The organism is Faecalitalea cylindroides ATCC 27803 (assembly GCF_000469305.1).
Taxonomy (GTDB): Bacteria; Bacillota_I; Bacilli_A; order Erysipelotrichales; family Erysipelotrichaceae; genus Faecalitalea; species Faecalitalea cylindroides.
This window is the reverse complement of record NZ_KI271017.1, coordinates 14,988-33,654: the sequence shown is the minus strand read 5'-3', so window position 1 is coordinate 33,654 and position 18,667 is coordinate 14,988. Positions and strand designations below refer to the sequence as shown.

Sequence of the window (18,667 nt, the reverse complement as noted above, 5' to 3'; positions counted from 1 at the left end):
TATCAGATATTTATTACTATGAAAATTTATTAAAAGTCTGCGTCAAATCTGGTACGATTTGTTTTTTTCTTGATAATAAATCTTTTACAAATACATTCTTCTTTCCAAATGTCTGCCATAATAAATTTTCTTTCGATCCAGCCCCATATAAGATCGAACCCTTTTTCTTGATACTGGTAAAAGCTACGATCACTAGATCGCCATTATATTTGATTGTCATTTCCTCTAAGATTTCCTGCACCTTTTCTTTAATAGACCGGACAGAACTTAAATCCAATATAAAGACTTGAGAGATCAATACTTTTGATCCCTTCATATCAAAAGTCTTCATATCTGCTTCAATACGCTGAATCAATTCTTCTTTAGAGATATTCTTAGGAAGATTCATCGTGATCGAAAACATTTTATAGGCTAGAGCATCTGCATCTTCATGCGATATCATCGCCAACTGTTGGGCAAGCTCTGTATCTTTTTTTGTCGTTGTCGGAGATTGAAAATTTAATCCATCAGAAATAATAGCCCCTAAAAGTAAGCCCGCTAAATTCTCTGGAATTTCAATATGACGCTCAAAAAACATCGATGTAATGATCGAAGCTGTACTTCCTATGATCTCATTGCGAAACGCTATTGGCGAAAGCGTAGAAAAATTATGGATCCTATGATGATCGATCACTTCTAATAAGTTGGCTTTTTCAATCCCGTTTACCGATTGAGAGAATTCATTATGATCGACCATAATAATATTCTTATTTTGCGCATTCATGATATGGTATCTGGAAACATAACCAATCAAACAATCTTTTTTATCTAAAACAGGATATGTATTAAACGTCGTATCTCTCATCTTGATCATTACATCTTCGACAAACTCATCTTCTTTAAAATATGTGATCTTCTTTTGCATGATCAATTTAACCGGGATCGAGAAATACAAGTAACGTGAAGTATTCATACTTCCAATACCCGAAATAATGATCGAACAGTTATGTTCTCTAGCTGCCTTTAAGACATCTTCTTCAATATGATCTGTCCAGACCGCAATCAAGATACCCGCGCCTTTTTCAATGCTTTCTTTTTGTCCCTGTGGATCATCTCCAATAATAACGATACGATCTTGTATTTCATAGCGTTCCAGTTTTGTCTTGCAAAGCGCAATAATACTGACTTTACCATTCACATGGTGTTCATCTGCCTTATATATGATCTTTCCTTCAATTGTCTTTGCCATCAACTCAATCGGTGTCTCTTTTAATAAATCAATACCTAAAGCTGTATCTCCCATACCTAAAAGTGCTAAATCACTTCTTGTGACAACCCCTAATAACTTTTGATCTTGATCTAAAACGCCCAAAATACGCGCCTGATTCTGGTTCATGATTTCTTTGGCCTCAAAAATTGTTGTATCCGGTAAGATATGATCCGCCTGTTTTAATTCAATTTCAGATAAACGAACTCTTGCATCTTCTATTAATACAGGTTCTTCATACCCAAAGCGATCAAGAAGATAGGCTGTTTCTTCATTTATATCCCCTAAACGTCCCGCAACAGCTTTTTTCCCACATTGATTTAATAAATATGCATAAGCTATTGCACTGACAATGGAATCTGAATCTGGTTTTTTGTGTCCAATTACATAAATTTCATCATTTTTCATGCTATTACCTCAGATTGATTATAACAGTATTGTGATTTATACCGCAACATTTCTACAAGCTTTCAACCATAGTTTTTGTACATTTTAACAAACTAAAATTCTTTTTTTACAACCTCCCTTTATATAAAGGGAATGCACTTTTTTAGAGAAAATACAAGGTTGTTTTTTAAAAATTTCGATGTATACTCTAAGTACACAGTCAAAATAGTTGAACCGTCAACTATTTTGTGTTTAAGTATAAGTAGTAGTACAAAGATAAGGAGATTTAGTATGAACGTTATTAAAAGAAGCGGTGAAGAAGTCGCTTTTGATATTTCTAAGATCGAAAATGCCATCCGCAAAGCAAACAAAGCTACCTCTCATTCCCAAATGAGCGAAGCCACGATTTTAAAAATATCAAAACGCGTTTCCGACAAAGTTGAATCATTAAAGCGAAGCACAAGCGTAGAAGAAATCCAGGATATGGTCGAAACAGAAATCATGCGCGAAAATTATTTCGCAGTAGCGCATAATTACATCACATATCGTTATGAAAGAGCACTTGTCCGCAAAGCCAATTCAACAGACAAGCAGATCTTAAGCTTGTTGGAAAGAAACAATGAAGAAGTAAAACAGGAAAACTCAAATAAGAACCCATTAGTCAACAGCGTACAGCGTGACTACATGGCCGGCGAAGTTTCAAAAGACATAACAAAACGATTCCTATTACCTCAAGAAGTAATTGAAGCTCACGAACAAGGAATCATTCACTTCCATGATTCAGACTATTTTGCCCAGCACATGCATAACTGCTGTCTGGTTAACTTAGAAGACATGTTACAAAATGGTACGGTCATTTCTGAAACGATGATTGAAAAACCACACAGTTTCTCTACAGCATGTAATATTGCCACACAGATCATTGCTCAGGTCGCAAGTTCTCAATACGGCGGACAAAGCATCACCCTTTCCCACCTTGCCCCATTTGTACAGGTAAGTCGCGAAAAGGCAAGACGTGAAGTTAAAGAAGAATTGATCGCTTCTAATCTTGATTCAAGTGAAGAGACAGTAAACAAGATCGCTGAAATGCGTGTACGCAAAGAAATCGAAAAAGGTGTACAGGTCATCCAATATCAAGTCATTACTTTGATGACAACAAACGGACAAGCTCCATTTGTAACAGTGTTCATGTATCTAAACGAAGTACCAGAAGGACAGACACGCGATGACTTGGCATTGATCATTGAAGAAATGTTAAAACAGCGTATCAAAGGTGTTAAAAACGAAAAAGGCGTTTTCATTACACCAGCCTTCCCTAAATTGATCTATGTATTGGAAGAAAACAATATCCGCGAAGGAAGTCAATATTGGCACCTTACAAAACTTGCAGCTCAATGCACCGCAAAACGTATGGTCCCTGACTACATCTCTGAAAAGAAGATGTTGGAACTTAAAGTAGATAAAAATGGAAACGGAAACTGCTATCCTTGCATGGGATGCCGTTCTTTCCTTACTCCATACGTTGATGAAAACGGCAAACCTAAATATTATGGACGCTTCAACCAAGGTGTAGTTACGATCAACTTAGTTGACGTAGCATGTTCTTCAAAAGGTGATGAAGAAGCTTTCTGGAAGATCATGGACGAAAGATTAGCTCTATGTAAAGAAGCCTTGATGTGCCGTCATAAACGTTTGTTAGGAACACCAAGCGATGTAGCACCAATCCTTTGGCAAAATGGTGCTTTAGCTCGTCTTGAAAAAGGTGAACCAATCGACAAATTGCTATTTAATGGATATTCTACAATTTCATTAGGATACGCCGGATTATGCGAATGTGTATACTACATGACAGGCGGACCACACACAGAAGAACCAGGAACATCTTTTGGCTTAAAAGTAATGCAGTATCTAAACGATGCATGTGCTAAATGGAAAGCCGAAGAAAATATCGATTTCAGTATCTATGGAACACCAATGGAATCTACAACATACAAATTCTCTAAATGTTTGCAGGAACGTTTTGGTATCATTCCTCATGTAACGGATAAAAACTATATCACAAACAGTTATCACGTTCATGTTACGGAAGAAATCAACGCTTTCGATAAATTAACATTTGAAGCACAGTTCCAGAAACTTTCTCCAGGTGGAGCCATCTCTTATGTAGAAGTTCCAAACATGGAAAACAACATCGACGCCGTATTGGCAATCATGCAGCACATCTATGAAAACATCATGTATGCTGAATTGAACACAAAGAGCGATTATTGCCAGGTATGTGGCTACAGCGGTGAAATCCAGATCGTAGAAGATGAAAACCATAAATTGATCTGGGAATGTCCAAACTGTGGAAACCACGATCAGGAAAAGATGAATGTCGCAAGACGTACATGCGGTTATATCGGAACTCAGTTCTGGAACCAGGGACGTACACAAGAAATCAAAGAACGCGTAATGCATCTATAACCCCCTAGAAGACCTTTGATCCCCGAAATCAAAGGTCTTTTTCTATGCAAAGATTCTTTGCATGACAAAAGAATCAAACCTGTATTATGATGTAGTAAAGAAAGGAGGTCATCTTTATGTCAACCAATCTAGCAAACAATTTAAAGTATCTTAGAACATTACATAACTATTCCCAAGATGAATTAGCCAAACAACTTTATGTCAGCCATCAAACCATTTCCAATCATGAAACCGGAAAATCCCAACCAGATCTCGATACAATCCATGCCTACACCAAATTCTACGATGTAAACTTTCAAGATTTGATCCACACAGATCTTTCTAAGCACAACCATCGAACAAAAGTTATTTTCGATGAAGTGATCTTTGATAAAAGAGATAAGACGATGATCATCCTAAACGGTACAAAAGGAACTTATGATTATCGAAACTGCATCGCCTGCAAGATCTTAAACGAAGATGCCCGCTACAAAGGAAAGGAAAAACCTTTTACACATACTTTTATTGATCGAAAGATCCAATCAAGAATCTTATTTGAACCAACCTTCTACATCGGCTTAAAAATCATCTTAAAAGACAAAACAGAACTAGCCATCTATACCTCTAAAGAAAAAACGTACAGTGGAACCGATCAATATAGAATCGATCATGCCAAAGCAGAAGAAATCAAAAAATTTATCGATAAAATAATCAAAACATATAATAACTAAGGATGTGATCCTATGACTTACTTATCCAACAATCTTAAATATCTAAGAAACCAACAAAATTTATCACAAGCCACTTTAGCTAACCTATTATTTGTCACTCATCAAACGATATCCAATCATGAAACCGGAAAATCCAAACCGGACTTTAAGATGATCCAGAAGTATGCTGATTTTTATCATGTAGAAACCCATAATTTGATCTATAACGATCTTTCAATAGGCAAAAAAGAATCACTGAAAGTCTTTGATGAAGTCATCTTTAATAAAAGAGATAAAACAATGATCATCTTAAACGGAACCAAAGGAACTTATGACTATCGCCAAATCAAAAAATGTGAGATCCTAAACGAGGCTGCTCATCACAAAGGAAAAGAAGAGCCTTTTAAGCACATTATCGTAGCTGGTGTTGAATGGATGACACAAGCCAATATTCTGGAAAGATCTTTCTATGTCGGTCTAAAAATCACCATGAAAGACAATTCAGTATTAGGAATCTATACCTGCAACCAACCAACCCGTGTTCAAAGTGACATTCACATCAAAGGCTATAACGAAGCCAAACAAATCAAAGCTTTTATCGATAAGATCATGCGCAAATATAAAGAATAATGATATTGAATTTGGTATAATGAAACCAAGGAGGAAATCACAAATCATACATGTGATATCAATAACGGTTATGTATTATGGAAATATAAAAAAATACGATATTGCCGATGGCGAAGGCGTTCGTGTAACCTTGTTTGTATCTGGATGCACCAACCATTGTTTAAACTGTTTTCAACCGGAAACATGGGACTTTAACTATGGAAAACCATATACAAAAGAAACAGAAGATGAAATCATCGAAGCTTTAAAAGCTCCCTATATCAGCGGCTTAACACTTCTAGGGGGCGAACCATTCGAACCCGAGAATCAAAGAGAATTGGTCCACCTATTAAAAAGAGTACGTGAAGAACTTCCAAACAAAACTATTTGGAGCTACACAGGATTTGTCTTGGACCAGGATCTTTTGGATGGCGGCAGAAAGCATTGTGAAGTGACAGATGAAATGTTATCGTATCTAGATGTTTTGGTGGATGGTCCATTTATTGAAGCCAAAAAGAATATCTCTCTAGCTTTTCGCGGAAGCGAAAACCAAAGAGTTATCGATATGAAAAAATCATTAAAAGAACAAGAAGTCATTCTTTATCTTGAATAACAAAAAAAATTCGATTTCGCTATAATTGCGTCATCGAATTTTTTATTACTAACGAATTTCTACAGGTGTATATCCTTCTTCTTTTACCGCATTGAATAAAACTTCATCAGCGATTTCCTGACTCATCTCAATTTCAGCTGATTTAGAATCAAGATCTACATTGGCACTGATTACACCATCCACACCTTCCAAAGCATTTTTAACGTGTCTTACACAATTTTGACACATCATTCCATCCACGATCATAGTTTTCTTCATAGTTTTTACTTCCTCCTTTTCTATGATAGTTTCTTCATCTTTTACATTAATTACACTAGGCTTAAAGAAACGTAAACGCAATGCGTTTGTCACAACACAAACTGAACTTAAAGACATGGCAGCTGAACCAATCATCGGCGATAACAACCACCCAAATAATGGATAGAAGACACCAGCTGCAACTGGGATTCCTAAAAAGTTATAGAAGAAAGCCCAGAATAGATTCATCTTGATATTACGAATGATAGATGTACTAAGATCTATTGCGGTATTCACATCCAATAATGAATTTTTCATCAAGACGATATCTGCCGAATCAATCGCAATATCGGTTCCCTGTCCAATGGCAACACCAATATCTGCACGCATCAAGGCTGGTGCATCATTGATACCATCTCCAACCATCATAACTTTACGCTGTTCACTTTGTAATCTTCGAATGACACTTTCTTTATCCGCCGGCAATACATCCGAGATCACTTCATCGATATGCAATCCTTGGGCAACCGCTTTAGCTGTTCTTTGATTATCTCCGGTCAACATAACAACATGAAGACCTTTTCGTTTGAATTCTTGAATAGCTGCCTTGCTGGTGTTACGAATCGTATCGGCAACCGCAATGATTCCAAGCGCTTCTGTTTCATCCGTAAAGATCAAAGGTGTCTTTCCTTCATCTGCCAGTTTTTCTATATCTTTTTCATTAAAGGAAATTCCATTTTCTTTGATAAAAACCGAATTCCCAGCAAAATATGTTTGCCCATCTATCTTTGCCTTGACTCCTTTTCCTCCAACAGCTTCAAATTCTTCAACACTCTTTAAAGAAAGTTGTTTTTGTTTTGCCTTGCTTAAGATAGCCAAAGCTAAAGGATGCTCACTTCCCTGTTCAATCGATGCTGCTAAAGTAAGAAAAGCATCATCTGACATATCTTTATATTTGACAATATTTTGAATCAATGGTTTTCCTGAAGTAATCGTACCTGTTTTATCTAAAACGATCGTATCTACACTATGTAATGTTTCTAGACTTTGAGCTGATTTAATCAAGATACCCTGGCTGGCTGCTTTACCCGTTCCTACCATAATGGCTACCGGTGTAGCCAAGCCTAAAGCACAAGGACAGGAAATAACCAACACACTGATCGCATTAGATAGAGCAAATTCAAAACTTTGTCCTAATGCCAACCAGACGATTGCAGTTACAATGGCAATCCCAATAACGATCGGCACAAAGATTCCACTTACCTTATCAGCCAATCTAGCAATTGGAGCCTTAGAATTTCCAGCCTCATCCACAAGACGAATGATCTGTGCCAGGGTCGTATCATCACCAACTTTTAATGCCTCAAATTTAAATGAACCATTTTGATTTAAGGTTGCGGAAATAACCATATCCCCCGGTTGTTTTTCAACTGGAATGCTTTCACCAGTAATAGTGGATTGATCTACATACCCAGTTCCTGAAATGATCTTTCCATCAACGGGAATCTTTTGGCCTGGTTTGATGACTACGATATCCCCCTGCATCACTTCTGATGCCGATACCAAGATCTCTTTTCCATCGCGAATGACCGTAGCACTTTTTGGTGCCAGATCAACCAACTTGCTTAAGGCATCCGTTGTTTTTGATTTGGATCTAGATTCTAAATATTTCCCAACACTGACCAATGTTACGATCATAGCTGCTGATTCAAAATATAAGGCATGCATCGCATGATGTACCATTTCCATATTTCCATAGCCAAAACCATATGCCATCCTATATACAGAATATAAACCATATACATATGAAGCTAAAGAACCAATCGCAACCAATGAATCCATATTTGGCGCTCTTTTTATCAACGCTTTAAATCCATGCACAAAGAAATGATTCTGGATAAATAAGATAATTGTTGCTAGTAAAAGCTGGGTGATGCTGGAAATCATCGCATTTTCTTCGCCTGCCAAAATTGGGATCCCCATCATGGGCCCCATCGCAATCAACATCAAAGGCACCAGCAGGATCAAAGAATACACCAATCTTTGTTTGGCGTGTTTTTGTTCGTCCTGTACTCGCTTTTGACGATCATCCCACTCCTTTTTAAAACCTTCACTTTCTTTTTTCTTGCCCTTTGCGCTTGCACTATATCCAATATTTTCTACCGCTAAACTAATCTTGTCTTCATCCACCTTGTCTTCATCATATTCAACTTTCATAGAATTCGACAATAAGGATACATCGACATTTTTAACACCATCTAATTTTAATACACATTTTTCAACGTTAGCCTGACATGCTGCACATGTCATACCTCCAACATCAAACTGTTGCTCCTTCAAAAGCACCACCTTCTTTCTATTTCAATTTTTTAATTAATTCCATGACCTCTGTCATTACTTCTGGATCATCGGCTTTGGCTTTATCTCGCACACAAGTTTCAAGATGATCTTTTAATACGATATATCCAACTGACTGCAGTGCACTCTCTACAGCCGAAATCTGTACCAGCACATCTCCACAATAGCGATTGTCATCTAACATTTTTTCTATCCCGTTTAATTGACCAATGATACGATGAATACGACTTTTTAAATTTCTTAATTCCTTTTCATCTCTTGGTTGATCTTTAAATCTACATTCCATATACCCATACCTCCTATACACATCTGCATTATATACCCCTTAACTGTATATGACAAGTAAAAAGACCGAAGAAATTTCTTCAGTCTTTATTTACAGATCATATCTCTTGAAATATCACTCAAACTCTTGGCACCACACATCTCCATGGCATCTTTTAATTCTAAACCAAGCTTATCTACTAGAGTCTGGATCCCTTCTTTGGCTCCTCCATATACCGCATTGACAAATGGACGGGCAATAATGACTCCATCAGCTCCTAATGCAAGAGCCTTAAACACATCTGTTCCGCTGCGGATACCGCCATCAACCAAGATCTTCATATCCTGTCCAACGACTTTTACGATATCTTCTAAGACATCTGCTGTAGCCGGACAGCTATCCAGTACTCGTCCACCATGATTGGAAACAACAATAGCACTGGCTCCTGCTTCTTTAGCCTTTAAAGCCCCTTTTACGGTCATGATTCCTTTTACAATGAACGGCACTGGTGTTTGATCAATAATTTCTTTGAGTTCTTCAACGCTCTTTCTTCCAGCTGGTGGAATAGAACCTTTTAAAAATGGTAAACCAGCTGCATCGATATCCATCGCAATCGCAAATGTCCCTGAATCGATAGCCAGCTTTAATTTTTCCATATATACTTCTTTATTCCAAGGCTTGATTGTTGGAATTCCCATCCCTTCATTTTTCTTGATCGCAACCGTTATATCCTGCATGATCTTTGGATCTTTTCCATCTCCGCAAAACGCAACGATACCTGCTTCTTTGCAGCCTTCAACTAAAACATTATTATACTTTTCATCATCATAAAGATCTCCATAATGCAACTGCACAGCTCCAACCGGACCGGCAAAGAATGGATATTTAAATGTCTTTCCAAAGATTTCTAAACTTGTATCTGCTTCAACATTATCTACGATCGTATCCATATTTAAATAAATCTTCTGCCATGCATCATAGTTGCGGATTGCTGTTTCACCAACACCTTTAGCTCCTGGACCAGGAATTTGGTTTCTACATGCCTTTCCATTACAAATAGGACAGCTTTTACAATATGGTCCCATGACTTCTCTTGATTTTTGTAACACCGTTTCATATGTCATAAAAAAACTCCTCCAAACATATCTATTATATAGTTTGGAGAAGATTACTTCTACTATAATTTAATATCCAAATTCATCAAGATCCTTCTCGACAAATTTCTTTCCATCAAATGCCATCATAGATTGAAATCCACACTCTTTGATCAATTCGAGAGATTCTTTATAGTTACATTCTAGTTTAAATCGATTGTGACAATCGCTGTTTAACAATATCTTTCCACCCTTTTGATAAATATATTCCAACAATGTTTTATGTGGATAGGGACTCTTGCGATAACCACGGGCAATTGCCCCTGTATTCACTTCAAATATCTTATTGGCCTTGATCAACTCATCAATACATTCTTTGGCTAGTGCTAAATAGTCCAAGTTATCAAATCGAATAAAAGATTCATCTTCATTGAATTTGGTCAATAAATCGACGTGTCCTACGATATCCACTTCATCCATAGCAGCAATCTTTTTTACTTCTTCATAATAGACTTTGGCATATGTTAAAAAATCTCCACAAAATTCAACGATTTTCTCTGTTGTATTTTTATCCATATCTACTGCCAGATATTGATCCGCTACATTCACAAAATGAACACTTCCAATAATATAATCAAAAGGATCATTCTTTTCAAAGCGTTTTCCCAAGACATCCTGTTCTATTCCTAGATAAATAGAAATCTGATCTTTATACTTTTCTTTTGCCTGTTGTACGTCTAGGATGTATTTTTCCATTTCATCAAATGGCATGGAATATGTATCAATGCTGCAATAACCATGGCCTGAAAATCCAAGCACATCAAAATTTCTGGAAATTGCCTCTTGAACCATTTCTTCGATCGTATCTTTTCCATCACAATACAACGAATGAGTATGAAGATTTTGTTTGAACATAGAACCACCTCGTTGGTATTATCGCATGTTATGCTTAAATTTGCCTGTTAATTTTTATTAACTTTTAAGATCCTGTCAAGCCAGATAACACAACCGGTATAAATATCTTGATATGCCGTCTCAAAATCATCTGTATACCAAGGATCTGCCACATCTTTTCCATCCAGCAACTTATGAATTTTCTGTTTTGGATCTTCACGAATGATATATTGAATATTTCGCATATTGTTTCGATCCATACAAAAGATATGATCCCATTCATCATATTCATTAGCTCTAATTTGTCTAGCTCTATGTCTTGCATATGGAATCTTTTTCTCACTTAACTTTCGCTTTGCACATGGATACATGTCATTTCCAATTTCTTCTGTACTTGTTGCGGCCGATTCAATTAAAAATTCATTTCCCAATCCTTTATCTTGAACCAGCTTTCTCATAATAAACATAGCCATTGGACTTCGACAAATATTGCCATGACAGACAAATAATATTTTAATCATAAACGAAAACTCTCCTAAAATATCGTATTCTGCTTCAATTTGTCACAGTTTACAAACTATAAATTTTACTCTAAGATTGTTAAATATCACAGATTGCGCAAAATGCAGCAAAACAGAGCAAGCTGAGACAATCAAACGTAGTAAGAATTGAATTTTTTTACTACTGTGCTTATTTTATCATAGTTTTCTAGATTTAGAGAGTAAGGAATCATAGTAGTCATCCATTGTCGATGTCAAACTTAACATTAATCCTTGTTCCTTCAAATCAGCGAATACTCCTTGCCTGACGTTAACATCTTGCTCTTATTTAATAATTATATTTATCGTAATTTCAAGACTTTTGATTCAATTTATTCACATAGATGTATAATTTTTATTAGAAATTAACGAATTAAACATCACCACAAGCATTTCCTGCAGTGCTATCTAACTTCCCCATTCCACATGCAATTTCTTTGCATAATAATAGAAGTATCCATAATCAATTGAAAAAACTTCTTCATTCAAAGGGCAGTTTCGCCATTTGAAATAGTATCTGTTACTCCTTGAGCTTCATTTCCTAACTGTTCCAAGAATCATTATTGTTTCATATATTTCATTCTGCAAATCATCTGCACACAGAAATACATCTTGCCTCTACTTAATACGCAATCCTAAAATAATTCAAATACGCTTTATACTTATCCTGTGCTGTCAAGCAGGTATCTGTTAGATACCCTTTTTCATTATCCCATTCTTTTAACCCACGGTAATAAAACAGTTTCAGATTATCCTCGATAATGAATGGAACTATATTGTGTTTCAAGCATTCCTTAAACATGATCAATCTACCTACGCGACCATTTCCATCCTGAAAAGGATGAATTCGTTCAAATTTTACATGAAAATCCAAGATGTCTTCAAGTGTCTTTTCTTTTATTACGTTATATTCTTTCAATAACATTTTCATCTTATCGGCAACTTCTTCAGGCAAAGCAGTATCCATTCCACCCACTTCATTAGGTATTTTCTTATACTCTCCCACTGCAACCCTCTCTTTTCTAGAATCGCAGGTTCCATTTTTCAAAGTCAGATGAAGTTTCTTAATAAACTTTTCACTTAAAATATCATCTGCATGATCTATGACCAGATCAATACAACAAAAATGATTTACGGTTTCAATTATATCATCTACATTAAGAACTTCATTCTCTACACCGACAGTATTGGTTTCAAAAATATATCTAGTCTGATTACGAGTCAAACGACTCCCTTCCATATGATTGGAGTTATACGTTAAATCAATTTGTGTCCTGTGGTAAATACCACCGGAATATTTTCCTTCTTTTTGGTCCCTTAAAATATCCAACAAAGTAAGCGTATGTCCTTTCTTTTTGTTGGAACGTTCTGGTTTTTCAGCATTCTCAGGAATATTCCAAGTCTTTCCTGTAAGAAAAGCCCCCTGCACACGCCCATGAGCGCAATAATTTCTTACACTGCGTTCAGATATATTCCATTTTTTTGCTATTTCTATTACCGAAAGATATCTCATATTTCCTCCATTCAACCATAAAGTTCAATCATTACCCTTTTTGTAAAATATCTTACAAGCCTTTTTATCGTTATAGTTGAATATTTAACATACAAAGGCAACAATGAATTCACATCATTTTCTAGGTTCACATAATCTTTATTGATTCATTCCACTATATCAAGTATATCATGCATCGGCAATATTTTAACATAAAATAGATTTAAATTATCACATTTTTTGCCGATAGAGGAAACTTTATTCATTAGATTTCATCAAAAAAAGCCGCTTGATCATTTAAACGACTATATCTTATTTTGATAATTGATCTACAACTTCATCAATGATATTCATTGCGTTTAAAGTTCGAGGATATCCTATATAAGGCATGCACTGTTCTACGATGCTATAAAGTTTTGCCTTATCATTTCCTGCCATGATATTTCCAGCTGTATGACCTCGAAGCTGATTTTCACATCCACCTTGGGCAAGAATAAAACAGAATGTGATCATTTTTCGTTCCCTATCATTTAAACCATTTCGAGTATAATAATCTCCAAAACAATTATCTGCTAACCATCGATTGACATTGCTTCTTAATTCTGGTGCATCTGTCTGTTACTTTCTCATACCTAGGCCAAACAAGGAAACTTGTTTTTCCAATCCATCATGAAATCTTGTCTTCTCTGTCACAGTTTTTTGTGAAGGCAATGGCAATGTAACCCCAAATTCTTCCATCACTTTATTTGTCGCAACTAGAAAATCATGAACACGTCCAATACCTAGGTAAGCTGTAGCCTGATAAACAGTTTCTTTGATCGCAACAGGATCTACCCCACTCTTTAAAGCAGCATGCAGCCACATGCTCTACATCTGCTATACTTACAGTAAATGCTTTATTGATCATGATATTATCCGTAGTTTGATGATCACCTAAAGAGATAATGATTTGATCCATTCCAACAATACCACCCCAGGCTGCGTTCATCGCATTCGCTTTTCCATGTTCATCATAACTTGCGATAATCATAACAGGTTGTGGAAACAAATAAGGTTTTGCTCCTAAGTTTTTTTCATATAGAATTCCTCCTATTTCACAAATCAGACAATCAATGAGAATATTTAAAATTCTCACTTTTATATCGACCTAGTTAATCAAATTATAGAAATAGATCAATTTAGTGTACAATACCAATTTTGCAAACTAGTATAACTAAAATGCATACTAAAAAAGTCGAGATATACTCGACTTATTTCAATTCCTCATAAAATGAGCTTAAGACTTTAGCAGATTGAATCAATTCTTCCTTTTCTTCCGGCAACAAACGAATTTCTACTGTTTCTTTAGCTCCACTGCTATTTAAGATCGTAGGAACAGATAGATAGACTTGATCAATACCGTATAAACCTTCCACTAAAACGCTGACTGGTAAGATACGGTTTTCATTAAACAAGATTGATTTAACAATAGCTGTTGTTGAAGCGGCAATACCATAACAAGTATTCCCTTTTCTACTAAAGATTTCCCAACCAGCTGCTTTAGTTTGTTCTAATAATGTTTCTTTCGTTTCATTCTTTGTACGATCTGCATTATCGCTCATAACATCCGTTAAACTTTTTCCACCAATTGTCGAAGAAGACCAGGCAACCATTTCACTATCACCATGCTCTCCTAAAATAAATGTGTGAACACTTTTTGAATCTAGATCATACATCGATGCCAGGCTGCAGCATAATCTTGCGGTATCCAAAGTCGTTCCACTTCCTATAACCTGTTTTGCGGGAAGACCCGAAAACTTCCATACAAGATATGCCATGATATCAACTGGGTTTGAAACAACAATAAAGATTCCTGAAAAACCACTATCCATAACAGAAGAAACAATGCTCTTCATGATCTGAATGCTTGGTTTTAACATTTCCAAACGATTGTTTGAATCCTTTGGCATTGGTGCACTTGCGGTAATGATTACGATGTCTGCATCTTTACATTCTTCATAATCTCCTGCATGAATCGTAATGTTTCGATTCATAAAATGAATCGCATGTTGCATATCCAATGCTTCTCCATATGCCTTTTCTTTATTTACATCAATCAAAACAATTTCTTCGCATAAGCCTTGATTGATAATGCTGTATGCAGTTGTAGAACCAACATTTCCAGCTCCTACAATGACAACTTTTGAATTTTTAAATTTCATGTTCTCCTCTTTCTAAGAATGTCATTCATCCTGAACACTGATCTTATTCTATCATCCTTCATACTATATAGCCAGCTAAGCGCCTGATTAGCGATCTATCGGTGTATAGTTAATTTCAGCTTCTTCATCCGTTGTTTCCAATTTCATAATAACTGGACGCAAACCATCATTACAGCTGCAAATCGCAACACCTGGTTTCTTGATCCAGTCCCCATAATAAAACAACTCTTTTTCAGCACCATGCGCTAACGCAAACACATATTGATAAATCGCCTTCCATGCCTCATCACAAAAACCCTCCGGTTTCGCATAATCTGCATAGAAAACCTGTCCCTATTGCATCATTGGACAAGCTGTTAGGCCAGGCACTCCATATTCTTCAGCCAATTCTTTATCTAATGTTGTCTTTAAAATTGTTATCTTAACTCTTTTCATACTTTCACCCCATAACTCAATTATAAATTATATATTCTAATAAGACACATATAAAAAAGGAACTAGGTTTTCCCTAATTCCTTAAATCTTCTTATTTTGCATCAATACGACGTTTGATTGTGATGATTGCCACCAAACTTGCACATGCTGTCATCAATGCGATATACAATGGTGCATTCTGGAATAATCCTGTATCTGCTCTGTCTTTATTCTTGACGATTTCTCCGGCTTCATCCGTTCCCCAGATTACTACAAATGGTGAGAATGATGTTGTTTCAAATTCAATATGATCATCCAGCTGTGTTACGGTCATTTTTTCCATTTCACAATTCATAATTGCACTTTGAACATCATCATAAGTCATATCACGATTTAGATCTTTATAATGTAAAACAATAATACTTGTATCTTTGTCTACTCCTTCTGGATAAGGCATATACACAGTAACATTCTTATCAGCTTTTAAAACAACATTTCCATTGTTTTGGTCTACGATATCCATATACTTAAATGAATACTGTGGATTTGTAATTCCTGCCTGTTCCAATAGACCATACTGATTACATAGTTGTTCAGCCTTTTCTGTCAACCATCCAATACGACGATCATTGTTCGCATCGGTTCCTTCTGGAAGGATATCATCATACAACAAAGATGGATCCGCATTTTTCTGAACTTCCAATCCTTCTTCACCGTTGATGTAGAAGTTAGTTCCTTCAGGTACAGTTGCCATAGGAACACCTGCTTTTGGCTCGGTTCCTTCTTTCTGGATAGAAGTTGTTAAGTTTTCATCTGTCACATTGACAACACCACGAACATATAATTTACCTGTAGCAATTACTGTTCTATCAAAATCCACATCGATTGCATCAGTTTGCACATTTGCGGTTAATGATTTAGATTCATTTATTTCTCCAGATGTGAATGAGTCTCCCTCTACAGATCCAACCATTGTTGTATATACTTTGTTCACTGCATTCGTCAAATCAAAATTAGCATTTGTTTGGATATTACCAGCATCATCAATAACTCGTAAAGTCGGTTTACGACCATCTGCCAATGCCAACGAATATACATAATTTCCATCTTTTGTAGATTCAGAACCATCAGCATCTGTATATTTTGTCATTTTCCAATGGCGTAATTCTTCACCATTGTTATAGTTATATGTATACTCAAAACTGAAGTTATTTGTTTCTTCAGATAAATCAACTGGTTGTCCATTTGATTGAATTGCATCATTAATTTCTTTTGGCAAAGTTACATAATATCCTGGTTCAGGGAAACCATTGCTTGTATCGTTATCCTCAACTTTATCAACATTTTCATATCCTTCACCACCAACATACATAGTTAAATCAATTGGTGTAAATGTTGTAACTGGTGCATAAGCAGCTTTTAGACCAATATTTCCAGTAACGTTTTCTCCTGCTTCAGGCATTGTAAATGTTTTTACATATTTATATTGATTCCAACGAGCTGTTTCACCATTTTTCATCTTTCCACTATAGCTTGGATTTGCACCATCGTAGAACCAATTTGTAATTGCCTGATCTTCATTTGTGTCATCTCCATCATGAGTTAAGATATTTCCAATAGATGGTTGACTAATTTGTAGTCTAGCACCATTACCATTGTAAATATCATCACCTGCTGTTTTAGCGCTGTTATTATAGATCAAGGCATTTTGAGGAAGTATTAAATTTGCAGCATTACCTGAGTTATAAATACCGCCTCCATTGCTTGTTTTTCCTTTGTCATTTACATTATCAACAATTGTTAGATTAACATTATCATCAAATTTAATGTTTCCATTATTAGATAATCCACTGCAATAGTTGTTTGTAATAGTTACAACTGCTCCATCTTGAACATGTCCATCTGTAACACCGCTCGTTAATTTCAAACCAGCAAAATCGCCATTATATGAATTACGAGTTACTTTCAATGTAGAGGTTCCATCTACTTGTAAATCTTCACTTGCATAAACACCATAGTAACCATTATTATCTGACTCAAAATTAGTATAATTGCTTAACTTAACTCTTGAAGCAGACAAGCCATGTCCAGCATTATTCAAATACTTAACAACAGCATAGTTTGTTGCTGTAAAAACGCCACCATTTGAAGCATTAGCTGTACAATTCTGTACTGTAAACTGTGAATTATCCACATATATTTCTGGACTGTTTACATATCCACGGTTGGTTCCATCAATCAAGAAAGTACTTCCACCTGTTACGTTAACTTTAGCTTGTCCTGTTTTATCCAGCTGAAGTCCTTGTCCTTCTTTTCCACCTGTTGAGTATCCAAAAATATTAAAATGTCCGCCATTGGTAACATTAATCTCAGATCCTGCATTCATGTAAATAGCATTTCGACTACCTGTTGATCCACTATCTACAGTCATAGACAATGTTGCACCATTAGTAATATTCAGTTTCCCACTTAAGCTTAACATTAACCAAGGAGATGTTCCTACTTCAGATTTCCACTCCCAAGTAAGTCCTGCACCATCTAGAGTCAATTCTCTTGATGAATCATACAATCCAAAACACATCCAACCTTCACCATCACTAGTCAATTGTTTGTTAGTTGTGATTTTTCCATTACCGGTAAAAGTTAAAGTCTTATTAAAGCCTTTTGTCAAATCAGCATCTTTTAACAATTCAATTGTGTCACCTTCAGTTGCTTCTTCGACCGCTGTATCTAGCAACTCATAAGTTTCTCCTGTGGTACGGTTTCTCGCAACATCTGTTTCAGCCAATTCTTCTGTATTGTCTGATTCTGGAGTTGTAGGTTGTTCTGTTACTACTTCACCTTGAATTTCGTCTGTTACAGGTGCTTCTCCTGTATCAGCTTCATCCTTCTTTTCTTCTGTTGGTGTTTCTGTAACAGTCTGATCCTCAGTTACTTGATCAGTATTTTCTTCTACAGCCAAAATAGGCGTGGATACAACACCACTCAACGACAATGTCATCGAAAACGCTACCACAAAGCCAAAAAATTTTTTTAAGTTTTTCATTTTGTTATTGCCCTCCCCCCTCAAAAATTCTTTGTGATATTATAATTTTACATCCCTACTTCGTACGTTGTCAATTAAATTAAAATGCTGTAAATTGTAAAAAATACTTAATTTAAT

At 35.9% G+C, this 18,667-nt stretch carries 14 protein-coding genes and 2 pseudogenes; 4 read left to right on the top strand and 12 right to left on the bottom strand.

Annotated elements, in window-relative coordinates; all coding sequences use genetic code 11:
- Positions 1–16 precede the first annotated feature (16 nt).
- Complete coding sequence (locus tag HMPREF0367_RS06620; protein WP_035402501.1) at positions 17–1,654, bottom strand: putative manganese-dependent inorganic diphosphatase; 1,638 nt, start codon at positions 1,652–1,654, stop codon at positions 17–19.
- A gap of 270 nt (positions 1,655–1,924) precedes the next feature.
- On the opposite strand from HMPREF0367_RS06620, the gene nrdD reads away from it, so the two are divergent.
- The 4 genes from nrdD to nrdG all read left to right on the top strand — a co-directional run bounded on the left by nrdD (position 1,925) and on the right by nrdG (position 6,010).
- Positions 1,925–4,099 carry an anaerobic ribonucleoside-triphosphate reductase gene (nrdD, locus tag HMPREF0367_RS06615; protein ID WP_035402498.1) on the top strand — a complete coding sequence of 725 codons (2,175 nt, stop codon included), beginning with the start codon at positions 1,925–1,927 and terminating at the stop codon, positions 4,097–4,099.
- 116 nt (positions 4,100–4,215) lie between these two features.
- Positions 4,216–4,809: a helix-turn-helix transcriptional regulator gene (locus HMPREF0367_RS10085; protein ID WP_051335205.1), complete on the top strand. Its 594-nt coding sequence runs from the start codon at positions 4,216–4,218 to the stop codon at positions 4,807–4,809.
- A gap of 12 nt (positions 4,810–4,821) precedes the next feature.
- The gene (locus HMPREF0367_RS10080; RefSeq protein WP_051335204.1) at positions 4,822–5,418 is read left to right on the top strand and encodes a helix-turn-helix transcriptional regulator; all 597 of its coding nucleotides are present in this window, start codon (positions 4,822–4,824) and stop codon (positions 5,416–5,418) included.
- Between the two features lie 70 nt (positions 5,419–5,488).
- Positions 5,489–6,010: an anaerobic ribonucleoside-triphosphate reductase activating protein gene (gene nrdG / locus HMPREF0367_RS06595; protein ID WP_035402558.1), complete on the top strand. Its 522-nt coding sequence runs from the start codon at positions 5,489–5,491 to the stop codon at positions 6,008–6,010.
- Between the two features lie 48 nt (positions 6,011–6,058).
- Here the strand turns inward: nrdG and HMPREF0367_RS06590 are convergent, their stop codons facing one another.
- The 11 genes and pseudogenes from HMPREF0367_RS06590 to HMPREF0367_RS06545 all read right to left on the bottom strand — a co-directional run bounded on the left by HMPREF0367_RS06590 (position 6,059) and on the right by HMPREF0367_RS06545 (position 18,550).
- Positions 6,059–8,593, bottom strand: a complete 2,535-nt coding sequence (locus HMPREF0367_RS06590; RefSeq protein ID WP_187365572.1) for a heavy metal translocating P-type ATPase — start codon at positions 8,591–8,593, stop codon at positions 6,059–6,061.
- A gap of 10 nt (positions 8,594–8,603) precedes the next feature.
- The gene (locus tag HMPREF0367_RS06585; RefSeq protein ID WP_022356298.1) at positions 8,604–8,891 is read right to left on the bottom strand and encodes a metal-sensing transcriptional repressor; all 288 of its coding nucleotides are present in this window, start codon (positions 8,889–8,891) and stop codon (positions 8,604–8,606) included.
- A gap of 86 nt (positions 8,892–8,977) precedes the next feature.
- A complete protein-coding gene (locus HMPREF0367_RS06580; RefSeq protein WP_035402490.1) occupies positions 8,978–9,994 on the bottom strand; it encodes an alpha-hydroxy-acid oxidizing protein in 1,017 nt (338 codons plus the stop codon).
- A 60-nt stretch (positions 9,995–10,054) separates the two neighbouring features.
- On the bottom strand, positions 10,055–10,879 hold the full coding sequence (locus HMPREF0367_RS06575) for a histidinol-phosphatase (protein ID WP_035402487.1): 825 nt from the start codon (positions 10,877–10,879) through the stop codon (positions 10,055–10,057).
- A 47-nt stretch (positions 10,880–10,926) separates the two neighbouring features.
- Positions 10,927–11,379, bottom strand: coding sequence for a low molecular weight protein-tyrosine-phosphatase (locus HMPREF0367_RS06570; protein WP_035402484.1), 453 nt, complete (start codon positions 11,377–11,379; stop codon positions 10,927–10,929).
- A gap of 640 nt (positions 11,380–12,019) precedes the next feature.
- The gene (locus HMPREF0367_RS06565) at positions 12,020–12,910 is read right to left on the bottom strand and encodes a Fic family protein (RefSeq protein ID WP_035402482.1); all 891 of its coding nucleotides are present in this window, start codon (positions 12,908–12,910) and stop codon (positions 12,020–12,022) included.
- A 291-nt stretch (positions 12,911–13,201) separates the two neighbouring features.
- Positions 13,202–13,462: pseudogene (locus HMPREF0367_RS10645) on the bottom strand (carboxymuconolactone decarboxylase family protein); the annotation flags it as partial.
- 45 nt (positions 13,463–13,507) lie between these two features.
- Entirely contained in the window at positions 13,508–13,753 is a 246-nt protein-coding gene (locus HMPREF0367_RS10640) for a carboxymuconolactone decarboxylase family protein (RefSeq protein ID WP_051335202.1), read from the bottom strand.
- Positions 13,754–14,139: 386 nt separating this feature from the next.
- On the bottom strand, positions 14,140–15,090 hold the full coding sequence (locus tag HMPREF0367_RS06555; RefSeq protein WP_035402479.1) for an L-lactate dehydrogenase: 951 nt from the start codon (positions 15,088–15,090) through the stop codon (positions 14,140–14,142).
- Positions 15,091–15,177: 87 nt separating this feature from the next.
- Positions 15,178–15,411: pseudogene (locus HMPREF0367_RS10745) on the bottom strand (TIGR04076 family protein); the annotation flags it as partial.
- 205 nt (positions 15,412–15,616) lie between these two features.
- Entirely contained in the window at positions 15,617–18,550 is a 2,934-nt protein-coding gene (locus HMPREF0367_RS06545) for a hypothetical protein (RefSeq protein WP_035402474.1), read from the bottom strand.
- Positions 18,551–18,667: the final 117 nt, after the last annotated feature.